Genomic DNA, 12,458 nt, shown 5'->3' with positions numbered 1-12,458 from the left:
GAAGGCCCAGATGCCGGTGCCGGTGCCCACGTCCAGGAGAGGACATGGCTGGGCCGACCCTCACGCGGTTCGCGGCGTTTCCTCCCGGACCAGATACCAACATGGGGTGAACAGGATCGTTCTCTCGCTTCTCGGATAGTGCGCGAGCGCGTTCAGGGCAAGCTGCTCTGTGCGTGTGCGGCCCGTTGCCTCTCCCAGCACTGGCGTAGAAAGCGCGTCCAGGCGCGCATCTCTTCCTGCCCTCGCTCCAGGTAGCTGGCGCGCAGCGCCTCCGGCGGCGGATCGGTGGCATAGACGGGCCTGATCCGGTACAGCCCCGGATGATGCCGCTGCACCAGCAGCCGTGTGGCGGGACAGCGGCAGGGCTGCTGATCATAGAAAGCGTCCAGCAGCTCGATCAGCCGCGCTCGCAGCGTTTCCTCCTGTTTCCACTGTGCCTGAGCCACCTGAAGCTCGGCCAGTGCACGGTAGTAGCGATCGACATCAGCAGGGTGGCCGCTCCGGTGGGCTTGCTCCTGGAACTGACAGACCTGCTGCCACTGCTGCAGGAAGCGCTGCTGCAGCGCTCGATCCACCACTGTGACCCAGGGATAAGGGGTGCCGTGGTCCAGATGGCCTTCGCAGGATTGCACCGTTGGGAAGCCCAGGAGATTGAGCAGCACGACCGTCTCAAAGATGCCGGGGTCGATGGGCGTTCCGAGGGCATCCGTCAGCCGAGCCAGCGCCTCACAGGCTTCCTGCCAGCTTGCACTGGTCCAGTCTAGTGTGAGAGGAGCTGGCATCTCAGATCTCCACCTCGCCAGAGCCACCACACATATTGCAGGTGTCGCCTTCCTTGAGCAAACCGGTACCCAGGCATCGGAAGCACTTGACGGTACGGCGTTGCCCCCAGTCATCGATGAGCTCGACCTGGCCCGTCCCCTGGCATCGGTCACAGGGAACATCAGCGGTGAAGCCGGTCCCCCGGCAGTTCGGGCAGATGATACGCTTTCCCATGACGTCTCCTTTCTGGGGAAGAGGGCTGCGCGCCTGTGTGCGTGCTGCGAGTGTCCCTTCTCCCTTCACCAAATCATGCGGCGCCGGAAGCCCCGGCGTTCACGCCTGGGGAGGAGGCGCCGCGCCCTCCCTTCGTATCCCCGGAAGGCCCGGCTGCCTCCTCTTGCCCAGCGCAACACCCCTGATCCTTTCCTCCCTTTCGGGACCCCTTACGGGGCTGGTGACGGGCCCGGGCGGACTCTCCCGGACCGCTCCCCTCGCCCATGTTGCTGGCCGGCCATCTGCCCCGGCCCGTTTCGCCCACACCCCGAAGGTTGTCTGCAGCCGGGACTTCCAGGGTCCGGAACTGGGGAAGCATCCCGGAGTGGGTCGTTGGCCTGCCAGCAACGGAGCGGCGTCCTCGCCTTGTCCTTCGGCTCAACCGCTTGGGCTGGTCATAGTCGGGCTTGCAAGATTCCCTGCAAGCCCCCGGCTTGAGCCGTGGGGTCTATGACAGATTGCCAGTATGGAAGGTGCTGCTCTCGAGGAAGTATACTCCAGCTGCAACAGAGGGTGCAAGCTGGAGAGAGGAGACCTGTCTCCTGGAGGCTCTGAATCTGAACGGCAGCCGGGGCAGGCACCGCTGAGGTGGCCACGGTGGGGACAGAAGAGGCCGCCAGGAGGCGGGATCGGCGGCGCCTGCGGAAGAGATGACGCCAGAAGGCCATATCAGTGCTCCTAGGGAGGAAGCTATGAAGCAATCGGCTAAACACTATTCTCTCATCATCCAGTGGAGCGAGCAAGATCAAGCCTACTTGGTCACCGTGCCTGAGCTCCCAGGATGTCAGACCCACGGCGAGACCTATGAGGAAGCTCTGAAGCACGGTCTGGAAGCGATTGATCTCTGGATTGAGGATGCCCAGGCCCACGGCGACCCCATTCCGTTGCCTCGTGTCGCCATTTCCAGCTCATGACGAGCCTTTCCTCTTCCTTTGCCGTTGCTGGCTGCCAGATCGGCCTCTGCCTCGGGTCAGCGCGGAGAAGCGCAATGGGTCAGGCCGGAGCAGGTCATCCGCCAAGCGGAGCAGTATCACCCCTGTCGCATGCAGATAGCGAAGGATCTCCTGCGCCAGTCCATTGCGCCAAAAGAGTAGTGTTGCTCTCCTGGCTCCCTCCTCTGGAGACAGGACCTGCTGAACTCCAGGGAACCAGGCCTTCTCTTCACCAAGGAGCAGGGACGGGCTGCGCTGTCTGGCGGCCCCGGGCCACAGGAGTCTCGATCCGCACACCAGTTGAGCGTTGGCGAACGAGCGCCCTCCTGGACGATGTTCGCTCCCAGGGCTTTGCCCTGATGGCCATCACCGATCACGATCCGGTGGACATGATCCCCCCCCCGAGGCGGGTGACGCGCACCAGCTCGCGGACGACGCCGGGCCAGGCCTGGGCGGGAATGGTGGCCGCCAGCAGGCGCTGATGGGTATAACAAAAGTGGCCGTCGGCAAAGGGCAAGCCCTCCAACACGTTCGCCCGGACAAAGACGCAGGTGGGGGGCACCGGCTGGGGCAGGGATTGCAAGGAGACGTCGACGCCCACCACGAGGGCGTGAGGAAAGAGGGCCTGCATCTCGAAGGCCCAGATGCCGGTGCCGGTGCCCACGTCCAGGATGGTGCGGGTGCTCTCAGGAGCGAGGGGCCTCGTGGTGAGCGTGACCGAGTTGGTCCATCTGCTTGCTGGCGGCAAGACCTGGCCCAGCCCCACGGCAGCACCGATATCAGAGCGGCTAGCTGCCTCCACCTTGACCTGGCCCGGCAGGAGCGGCAGCGCGCTGTCCAAGCCGCCAGCCCGGTCGCAGGCCCACGAGCAGGCGCAGGCTAACTAAAGCGCCGAGAGCCAGGAGAGCCAGGCTGACCAGGCCCGTGGTGTAGCCACCGCTCAGCTGTCTGGCCTCGCCCAGCAGCGAAGGCAGGAGGAAGCCCCCCAGTCCGCCACAGGCCCCCACGAATCCGGTGGCCATGCCGATCTGCTGAGGGAAGCGCAGGGGGACAAGCTGAAAAACAGCACCGTTGCCTGTACCAAGCATCGCCAACAGGAAGAGGATCAGCGCAGCTCCCAGGCCGAGCGGTGGAACACAGGCGAGCAAGGCGTAGCTAATGGCCACCAGACTGAAGACGATATTGAGCATGAAGATGCCACCCAGGCGATCAGCGAGGAAGCCCCCCAGAGGACGGGCCAGACTGCCGGCCAGACTGGCGAATGCCGTAAGGAGGCCAGCGCTGATGGCGCTCAGGCCATACTGGTTGTGCAGGAAAAGAGGCAGAAAGGTGCTCAGACCGACGAAGCCCCCAAAGGTAATGCTATAGAAGAACGCAAACCACCAGAGATCGGCGCTCTTGAAGATGGACCCGGATGACTGGGGCAGAGAGATAGCACTGGCAGGAGCCTTCTCAGCTTCGCGACTCAGGCTCACGAAGATGAGCAGGACCAGAGCCAGAGGGATCATAGCCAGCCCCATGACGGTGTGCCAGCCATAGCTGCGCGCGAGCGCTGGGGCAGCAAGGTTGGCAATCACAGTCCCCATGTTGCCAGCGGCGGTAATCCCCATGACCAGCCCCTGCCGCTCGGGAGGGTAACAGCGGCTGGCGAGCGGCAGGGCAACGGCGAAGGAGGAACCGGCGCAGCCAAGCAGGAGACCAACGGCCAGCAGAGCCGGGAAGTTGAGGGGCAGAAGCCAGCCGGCCAGCAAGGGAAGGAAGAGGAAGAACAGCAGGATGGTGCCTACGCGTTTGTAGCCGAAGCGATCACCAAGTACGCCCATTGGGAAGCGCGCCAGCGAGCCACCGAGGGTGGGCACGGCTACGAGAAACCCCTGTTCGGCTGGACTAAGCTTGAGATTCTGGGCAATGAAGATACCAAGCGCTCCGAGCAGAACCCAGAGCGCAAAGCAGGTGTCAAAATGGAGGAAGGCCGCAATCAAGGTGGTAAACGATGTGCGGGGAATGCGCATAGTTGTAATGACCTCCTTATGATAGGACGGTAGGTTGACCAATCTCCTGGGTAAAAAGATAGCCTGACTCACTAGGAGCTGCCATCTGGGCAGTCCAGCGTGAAGAAGAAGGGGGACCAGGCCGAGGCAATGGGTAAAGCCCTGCTTACCGGCAGATTCGTGAGCCTCAGTTAGCTCCTGGGAAGAGTCTGGCTCTGGCGCTCTAGGTAGTCCGAGAGAGCTTTGACGAGGTGTCCCATGCGCGGATGCTCCGGTACAACCTGCGGCCTGACGCCATACTGCTGCAGAGCCTCACTGCACGTGGGGCCAATCGAGGCGACCGTGACCTGCTTGCGCAGGGCCTCGGCGAGCCTCTGGCGGCATCCCTCCCTCTCTGCCAGCTGGAAGAGGTGACGCACCTGGACCTGACTGGTCAGAATGAGGGCATCGACTTGTCCGGCGCAGAGGTCGTGGATGAGCTGGGTGAGGGAGCTGGTATCTTCAGGGAGCTGCCACTCGTAGAGGCAGAACTCTAGAACCCGCGCATCGCGCTCCTGCAGATAGGCCACGAGCCGGGCGTTGCGCTCTCCATAGTGCAGCAGTGCCACGCGCTTCCCGTTCAGCTCGACCTCATCCAGAGCATCGAGGAGTTCCTCGGTGGTGTATGGCTCGCGTGCACTGATGTGCACCGGCAGGCCATGTTTCCTGAGCACGGTGGCCGGCTTGGGACCACGGCAGATGATGGTGATCCGCTTGAGTTCATCAAGCAGCTCTGGAAGCAGACCCTGCCGCTCGATCTCCCGTAATAGTGCATTGGCGCCCACGCCGGTCGAGAAGATAATGGCGTCCAGGCGCTGGGCGCACAGCTCATGCAGCAAGGTCATGGCCTGCTGGGTCGCATCTGCTGGCGGGACCTCGCGCACGGCAGGGATGCAACGGGCATGTCCGCCGTGACGCGCGATGAGATTGGCGAGTTCCCCGCTCATACGTGCTTCCAGGACAGCGATCTCGGCCTCTGCAAAGCGTCTTGTCATAGCTGGTCCCTTTTCCTCTTTCCGTGTTCTGCCTTCCACTCGCCTCGTCTCCCTCTCAATCGGCTCATGGGTGACGTAGCAAGTCGTCTCGTTTGTCCGCGGCCCAACTTGAGCGGCGGGCCGAGGCAGCGAGGGCAGAACCTGCCCCGGCCCTCTTCTTTAGTCGTCAACGGTGATCAGAATGTTGCCATCGGCATCAAGGCGGACGGGATAGGTGCGCAGGCTTGGGCAACTATTCCCGAGCGGGGTGCCCGTGCGCAGGTTGAATTTGAAAGCGTGCAGCGGGCAGATGACTGTGCCATCGCCGATGATGCCGTCGGCTAAAGGCCCTCCCCGGTGGGGGCAGTCAGCTTGCGTCGCGAATAGCTCTTCGCTGCGGCTGCGAAAGACGGCGACGAGCCGATCGCGCAACCGATAGGTGCGGCCTTCGCCGCGCGGAATGCGGCTGATGTGCCCTAGATTATAGCACACGGCTCCGGGTGGTAGCGGCGCTTTCATCATGGCTCGCTCGTTTCCTCCTTTCCACTCTATGCTGTCCTCGTCGGGACTTCCTGCAGGGCGTACGTGGACCAGGATGGAGAAAGCAGACCGGATCAGGTCGAAGCATGCTCACTCGCTGGCCCCCAGGGGAACGGGCACGGCCTCCAGAGCCTGGCTAAACTGAGTGGGAGTCACGGGCTGCTCGGCCTCGCGCTGCCAGGGGTCAACATAGGCGTCGACGGCAGCCTGAATCTCGCGGTCGAGGCGCTCGCAGATGCCCTCGGCATCCTCCACCAGGACGCGCCGCAGGTGCTCGATGCCAACGCGCTCTACGAAGTCGTAGCTGCGTTCCTGATATTTCGCGTTCTCGCGATAGTACTGCATGAACCGCCCCATGTAGAGCAGCACCTCCTCATGGGTCGCGACCGTGCAAAGCAGGTCGCCCTTGCGAACACGCGAACCAGCGGCCCCGCCAACATAGATCTCCCAGCGTCCTCCCTCGATGGCCACGGCCCCCAGGTCCTTAGTCGTAGCCTCTGAGCAGTTACGTGGGCAGCCAGCAGTAGCCAGCTTGACCTTGTGTGGCATCTCGATGCCTTGATAGCGCCTCTCAATTTTGATGCCAAGGGCGGTACTGTCGCCCAGGCCGTAGCGGCAGAAGTCGCTGCCCAGGCAGGTCTTGCAGGTGCGGAAGGCTTTGGTATAGGCATGGCCGGAGGGCATGCCGAGGTCTTTCCAGATGGCCGGCAGCTGCTCTTTACGCACACCAACCAGGTCGATGCGCTGTCCACCAGTGATCTTGACGAGCGGCACGCGATATTTTTCGGCGACGTCGGCTATGCGGCGCAGTTGCTCAGGCGTGGTGACGCCCCCGTAGATGCGCGGCACGACGCTGAAGGTGCCGTCTTTCTGGATATTGGCGTGTACGCGGTCATTGATGAAACGGGCATCGCGCTCGTCCTGGTAGTCCTTGCCCCAAATGGTCTTGAGCAGCGAGGCCAGGCCGGCTTTGCTGGTCGGGTCTTCTCTGCCGTCGGCGAGCGCCTGGAAGACAGCGGAGACACTGCGCAGCTTACGCTCTTTGATGACGCGCACCAGTTCAGGCTTGGTCAAGGGAATGGCCGGGACGTAGTAGTGCACTGCCGGGTCTTCGGCCACCTCGCCCTCGCAGGCCAGGACGAGTAGCTCCTGGACCTGGCTCTTGCAGGAGCCACAGCCAGTGGCGGCGCGCGTGGCCTCACAGAGGGCCTGGAGGCTGCGCTTGCCAGCGCGCACGGCGGCAAGGATGGCGCCTTTGGAGACACCGTTGCAGTTGCAGATTTGCGCGTCGTCGGGCAGCTCGGCCACCGATAGCGCCTGCTTGCTACCAGCATGACAGGGGAAGAGCAGCTCAGCGCGGTTGGTGGGCAGAGGGTCACCGCGCAGGAAGAGTTGCACAAGGCGGGCAGCAGGCATACTGCCTGGCAGGTCGCCCAGCAGGATGGCGCCCTGCAGGCGCCCCTCGCGTACGATCAGCTTCTTGTAGATCCCGCGGGTGGGTTCGGCGTAGGTGACGACCTCGTCAGTGCTGCTGGCCGGCTCTTTATCGCCCATAACCGTCAGATCAAGGCCACTGACTTTGAGCCGGGTAGAGATAGCTGAGCCAGTGTACTGTTTCTGACTGGCGCTGTCGGTCAGGCGTTCGGCCAGGATGCGGGCCTGTTCCCAGACGGGGGCGACCAGGCCGTAGGTCTGCCCGCGATGCTCGGCGCACTCACCGAGGGCAAAAACGTCGGGGACACTGCAGGCCAGGTCATCATCGATGACGATGCCGCGCCTGACAGCCAGACCAGCTGCCCGTGCCAGATCGGTATTAGGGCGGGTGCCGGTGGCAATGATGCAGAGGTCGCAGGCGAGTTCGCTACCATCACTGAAGCGCAGGCCGTAGAGCCGATCTTCTCCGAGGACGGCCACCGTCTCCTTACTGAGGTGTAGCTGAACTCCCTGCTCGCTGACGAGGCGGGCTAAGACGGCGCTGCCTGCCGCATCGAGCTGAAGGTTGAGAAGGTGGGGAGCACGGTGGATGAGGTGAACCTCCAGCCCACGTTTGACCAGACCACTGGCTGCCTCCAGTCCGAGGAGTCCCCCGCCGATGATAGCGGCCCGTCTAGCGTGGCTGCTGTGGGCAAGGATGGCCTGGCAGTCGTCCAGGGTACGGAAAGTAAAGGCTCCCTCGATCAGCTGGCCATCCTCACGCACAAGGTTGAGCAAAAGGGGAAGACAGGGACTGCTGCCAGTCGCGATCACCAGGCGGTCGTAAGGTTCCCAGGAGCCATCTGCGATCTGGACACGGTGGCTCTGCCAGTCAAGGCGAGTGGCGGCCTGACCGGCGCAGAGTCTGACATCATGTTGCTCGTACCAGGCCAGCGGATGGAGAAAGATCTGTTCGGGACAATAGGTACCGGCCAGGACCCCTGAGAGCAGGATACGATTATAGTTCCCGTAGGGTTCGGCGCCCAAGACCGTGATCTCGTAATGCTCTCCTCCTGGGCGGCTGACGATCTCTTCGACAAGGCGGGCGCCGCCCATACCATTGCCGATGACAACGAGTCGCTGTTTCCGCGTCATCTGCGTTGCTCCCTCCCTCTATTACTCGCCTGGACTGGCAAGGCGCTCGATGCGTGCTGCACAGACCTTGAACTCGGGCATGCGACTTATAGGATCGAGCGCACTACTGGTCAGGCGATTGACTGCTTGTACGTCACCCCAGTGGAAAGGGACGAAAAGCGTATCCTCGCGAATGGCCTCATTGATCGTGATACGGCCCCGCATACTCGCCCGGCGTGTCGAGAGCAGGGCCAGGTCCCCTTCAGAGAGACCGTGCTCCCTGGCTGTGGTGGGGTGAATCTCGATCAATGGCTCAGGACTGAGTGCGCGCAGCTGACTGATGCGCCGGGTCTGGCTGCCTGACTGATAATGGGCCAGAATGCGGCCCGTGCTGAGATAGAGGGGATAGTCGCGGTCAGGCTCTTCGCCAGGCCCCTGATAGTGGGTCACATGAAAGCGGGCGCGCCCGTCGGCAGTGGGAAAGCCGTCGGCGAAGAGGCGAGGAGTACCTGGGTGCTCTGGCGTCGGGCAGGGCCAGAAAACGCCCTGCTGGGCATCGATCTTTTCGTAGGTGATGCCGGCATAATCGGCCAGGCCCCCGGCGCTGGCGCGTCTGAGTTCTTCGAAGACTTCCCGCGCGTTACGAAAGGGGAAATACTGGCCTTTGCCCAGGCGCCTGGCCAGCTCGCAGAGCAGCGTGATCTCATCCCAGACACCGGCTGGCGGGGCAAAGGCACGCCGCCGATGGATGACACGGCCTTCGAGATTGGTGAGCGTGCCCTCTTCTTCGGCCCATTGAGTGACCGGTAAGACAATCGTAGCTAGCCGCGCCGTCTCAGAGAGGAAGAAGTCACAGACGATCAGGCAGTCGAGGGCAGCCAGTCGCTCTTCGATGTGCAGGGCGTTAGGAGCTGAGACCACCAGGTTACTGCCCATGACGAACAGGCAGCGCACGCCCTCGGGCGTGCCCAGGCTGGTCAGCAGTTCATAAGCTGAGCGGCCTGGACCAGGAAGCTCGCCCTCGTCAATCCCCCAGACGCGAGCGATGGTGGCTCTAGCCGCAGGATCGTCGATCCGGCGATAGCCCGGGAGCTGATTGGCCTTCTGGCCATGCTCGCGTCCTCCCTGGCCGTTGCCCTGGCCAGTGAGGCTGCCGAAGCCGCTTCCGGGCTTACCGACAAGCCCAAGGGCCAGGGCAACGTTGATATAGGCCAGGACATTGGTCACCCCTTGACGCTGCTGCTCAACGCCGCGCCCGGTCAAGATGATGGCAGAGCGAGCGTGGCCCAGCAGGTGAGCCACCTCGGTCAGGTCTCGCTCGGGCACTCCGGTCAGACGTTCGACACGCTCCGGCCAATAGGCGGCGGCCATCGCCCGCGCGGCGTCAAAGTGGCTGGTACGTTGGGCGATGTAATCTTCGTCGACAAGGCCATCGCGAATCAGAACGTGCAGCAGACCATTGGCCAGCACCGCATCGCTGCCGGGCGTGAGCTGCAGATGGCGCCGGCCTGAACGAGCCGTGAGGCTGTGACGGGGATCAACCGTGATCAGCAGGCCCCCAGCTCGCTGCTGACGGTCCAGATACTGCATCAGTGGGGGCATGGTTTCGGCGATGTTACTTCCCGCGAGGAGGATGACCTCGGCCTGAGCCAGGTCCTCCAGAGGGAAGGGCAGCCCCCTGTCGAGGCCAAAGGCGCGATTCATGGCTTCCGCCGCCGAGGACATGCAGAAGCGCCCGTTGTAGTCGATCTGGGAAGTGTTCAGGGCCAGGCGGGCAAACTTGCCGAGCAGATAGGCCTCTTCGTTAGTCAAGGCCCCGCTACCGAAGACGCCGACAGCCTCCTTGCCATAGCGCTGCTGGGTGATGTGGATATGCTGCACAATGCTATCGAGCGCTTCGTCCCATGAGATCGGCAGCAGGCGTCCATCGGGCTGACGTTTGAGGGGTGTCTGGAGGCGTTCAGGATGGGCCAGCGTCTGCGGTGCGGTCCATCCTTTAAGGCAGAGTCCTCCCTTGTTGACAGGAAAGCCTCTGTCGCCCTCGATCCATAGCTGTTGCGGGCCTCCTCCCAGGAGCATGCCGCACTGGAAGGCACAGTATGGGCAATGAGTTGCTACGCTGTTTGAGCCGCTACTTGTCTCTCGCCGCAGCTGCAAGGCTATCCTCCCTCGCTCTAGGAGCAAGGCAGCCAGCTAGCCAGACCAGAGCTGGTCTGGTCCAGGGCCGCTCTCATACAGGCGGGATGCGCATCGTCACTCTTTGTTCCCCGACCGCTCCTCGCCCGGTCTGGTTCCTTGCCGCGTCCAGGGGAACAGGGGCAGCAGCAGCGCTGTGGGATCTACTCCGGTCGGATCGACTGGCAGCCATCGACCGTCTCTGGCTCTGCAGTCACTGTCTGCCCGGGCCGGCCTGATGATCGGCAGAGCCTTTAGTCAATCTGCACAGTTACCTTTTGTGAATATACATTACCATCCCATTTTTAGCGCTGTCATTGGCAGAATAGCTGAAGATTCTCCTCCGCTTATTGGCTATATTGCACAATTCACTGATCTGGTGGCTGTCCTGAAGGCCCCTGGCCGTGTTGCCTTGCAGCCTGGGCAGCGCGGGGCGCTGCCCTTCTATCGCCGCCCAAAAAAGCGCCGGACGCCAGCGAGCGAAGAAGACGGTCGACAGGCAACCTTCCCGGCAGTGCCTGAGCGACCGCTGTCTCCACGGAACCGGCGTCCGGCGCCCAGCCCGCTCCTCCCACCCCGTTCCCTTGCCAGCACCATCTGTCCCCAGAAGGGGCAGAGGAGCGAAGAGAGCGCTATTTGAAGAATTTTGGTACATTCACATTATAAAATTCGGCCTCCAGGAACTCCAGGAGGAGCGCGAAATTCAGAATAGCCGCGTCGTTCTTGAGAGAGGCCGAGGGATCGGAGCCACCATTGAGACTGGCAATAAAAGGCGACACGGCGTTCACAATCTCGGCTTGCGAGAGCGGCTTGTCGAAGGCCCCATTGGCGCTTAGCGGCTTATTGAGCAAGGCATCGAGAAAGCCGGCATGGCGTGCCTCCACTGTCAGGATCGAACCAGCGGCGGCCAGATAGGCTTTGGTGGCGATGGCCGGGGCCGCCATCAAATAGGCTCCCACCCCAACATTCTCAAAGGTTTGGGCCAACTGAGCGAACGCCTGGACGTCCATCTGCTCCAGGTTCTTGAAGGTTGGCTTGGGGCGAGGCTGAACGCCTGCCTTGGTCAGGGCCTGCTGTAGAAAGGTCACGTGGGCATTCTCATCCTGCATAATCTCGCGGAAGGCCGAGCCACTATCAGCCACTGAAGCGAGCGAGAGCATGCGCACCGGGGATGATGACGCTGAAGTAGGCGCACTGGTCGGCGCCGAGGCCGAACCCGTCATCGTCGAGCTAGAGCCGCAGGCCACCAGCAAGCCCCCAACAGGCACCGCTAGCGCCATCCCAGTCAACGAGCGGCGTAAAAAGGCCCGGCGAGCCGGGACCCTGGTCCTGGCGGTGGCTGACTCCTCCCCCTGGATGCCAGACCGCTGGCTAGCTATCTGCGAATCGTGCACAGAATCGAACATGCTTCGTCTTCCTCATCTCCATCAAAGTAGTGAGTGAGCTGGCTGCCAACGGTTGCGCCCCTCCCGTCGGTCAGACCGGCCAAGGCAACGAGAACAGAGAGAGCCGCACCAGAGGCCGGCCTGTTTATCTGCAGCGGCCTTCTCTATCCTGACATTGAGCACATACGCGCTGCGTCGGCGACTGGATTACTGAGGCGCTCAGTCTGGGAGCGCGACGACTTGCAGCGGCCCGTATACTGCTTATAAGGGAGGAGACCAATTGAGGGGAGAGTTAAAGAGAGCATGCAAGGCTTCAGAGCGCGCTGGCAAGCGCGCGTCCGTCAATTGCGGCAAGAAGTCCATGCCCTTCTCCTGGCCTATCGCGATCCGCGTCTGCCCTGGTACCACCGTCTGCTGCTTCTTGGTCTCCTGAGCTATGCCTTCAGCCCGGTCGACCTGATCCCCGACTGCATCCCGGTTGTCGGTTATCTTGATGATCTGGTCATTCTGCCGCTAGGAATTCTCCTGGCCATCAAGCTCCTGCCGCCTGCTATTCTAGAGGAGAGCCGGGCCCGCGCACGCGCCGCTCAGGCTCAGGAGAAGCCACGCTTTCGAGGAGGGGTCTTTCTAGTGCTGGCGCTCTGGGGACTCGGCGCCCTCTTCTTGCTCTGGGTGCTGAGCAAGCCTCATTTCATACCCGGTCACTGACAAAGCCAGCCGCTCCCCTCCATAAAGGTGTGGCGCCGGGGACCCCTGGATTCATCCAGGGGAGGAAGGCGGCCCCCTCTGGCTCTCTGCCGGGGGTTGACATGGCGGCCTCTTCCCTGTTATCCTGTGCTC

Annotated in this window: 11 protein-coding genes; 2 read left to right on the top strand and 9 right to left on the bottom strand. The window is 62.7% G+C overall.

Features of this window, described 5'->3' with window-relative positions; all coding sequences use genetic code 11:
* Nucleotides 1-152: 152 nt before the first annotated feature.
* Nucleotides 153-782, bottom strand: coding sequence for a hypothetical protein (locus tag IRZ31_RS15630; protein WP_297155274.1), 630 nt, complete (start codon nt 780-782; stop codon nt 153-155).
* A gap of 1 nt (nt 783) precedes the next feature.
* Nucleotides 784-996, bottom strand: coding sequence for a zinc finger domain-containing protein (locus IRZ31_RS15625; protein ID WP_297155272.1), 213 nt, complete (start codon nt 994-996; stop codon nt 784-786).
* A 731-nt stretch (nt 997-1,727) separates the two neighbouring features.
* On the opposite strand from IRZ31_RS15625, the gene IRZ31_RS15620 reads away from it, so the two are divergent.
* On the top strand, nt 1,728-1,949 hold the full coding sequence (locus IRZ31_RS15620; RefSeq protein WP_112426705.1) for a type II toxin-antitoxin system HicB family antitoxin: 222 nt from the start codon (nt 1,728-1,730) through the stop codon (nt 1,947-1,949).
* 391 nt (nt 1,950-2,340) lie between these two features.
* Here the strand turns inward: IRZ31_RS15620 and IRZ31_RS15615 are convergent, their stop codons facing one another.
* The 7 genes from IRZ31_RS15615 to IRZ31_RS15585 form a co-directional block, all read right to left on the bottom strand.
* On the bottom strand, nt 2,341-2,769 hold the full coding sequence (locus IRZ31_RS15615; protein WP_297155270.1) for a class I SAM-dependent methyltransferase: 429 nt from the start codon (nt 2,767-2,769) through the stop codon (nt 2,341-2,343).
* Nucleotides 2,756-3,979 (bottom strand): MFS transporter, encoded by a 1,224-nt coding sequence (locus IRZ31_RS15610; protein WP_297155268.1) that lies wholly within the window; start codon nt 3,977-3,979, stop codon nt 2,756-2,758. Before IRZ31_RS15610 ends, IRZ31_RS15615 begins: the two co-directional genes overlap by 14 nt.
* Nucleotides 3,980-4,149: 170 nt before the next feature.
* Entirely contained in the window at nt 4,150-4,992 is an 843-nt protein-coding gene (locus IRZ31_RS15605; protein WP_112426711.1) for a uroporphyrinogen-III synthase, read from the bottom strand.
* A gap of 159 nt (nt 4,993-5,151) precedes the next feature.
* Nucleotides 5,152-5,493, bottom strand: a complete 342-nt coding sequence (locus IRZ31_RS15600) for a Rieske 2Fe-2S domain-containing protein (RefSeq protein WP_297155266.1) — start codon at nt 5,491-5,493, stop codon at nt 5,152-5,154.
* A 108-nt stretch (nt 5,494-5,601) separates the two neighbouring features.
* A complete protein-coding gene (gene nirB, locus IRZ31_RS15595; RefSeq protein ID WP_297155264.1) occupies nt 5,602-8,079 on the bottom strand; it encodes a nitrite reductase large subunit NirB in 2,478 nt (825 codons plus the stop codon).
* 21 nt (nt 8,080-8,100) lie between these two features.
* Complete coding sequence (locus IRZ31_RS15590) at nt 8,101-10,215, bottom strand: molybdopterin oxidoreductase family protein (protein WP_297155262.1); 2,115 nt, start codon at nt 10,213-10,215, stop codon at nt 8,101-8,103.
* 650 nt (nt 10,216-10,865) lie between these two features.
* Entirely contained in the window at nt 10,866-11,639 is a 774-nt protein-coding gene (locus tag IRZ31_RS15585) for a ferritin-like domain-containing protein (RefSeq protein WP_297155260.1), read from the bottom strand.
* A gap of 282 nt (nt 11,640-11,921) precedes the next feature.
* Here IRZ31_RS15585 and IRZ31_RS15580 point away from each other — a divergent pair, with 282 nt between their 5' ends.
* Nucleotides 11,922-12,326: a DUF1232 domain-containing protein gene (locus IRZ31_RS15580; RefSeq protein ID WP_297155258.1), complete on the top strand. Its 405-nt coding sequence runs from the start codon at nt 11,922-11,924 to the stop codon at nt 12,324-12,326.
* The last annotated feature ends 132 nt before the right edge of the window (nt 12,327-12,458 follow it).

The organism is Thermogemmatispora sp. (genome assembly GCF_019683635.1).
Lineage (GTDB): Bacteria > Chloroflexota > Ktedonobacteria > Ktedonobacterales > Ktedonobacteraceae > Thermogemmatispora.
Note: the sequence above shows the minus strand (reverse complement) of the source record. Positions and strands in the feature narration are given on the sequence as shown.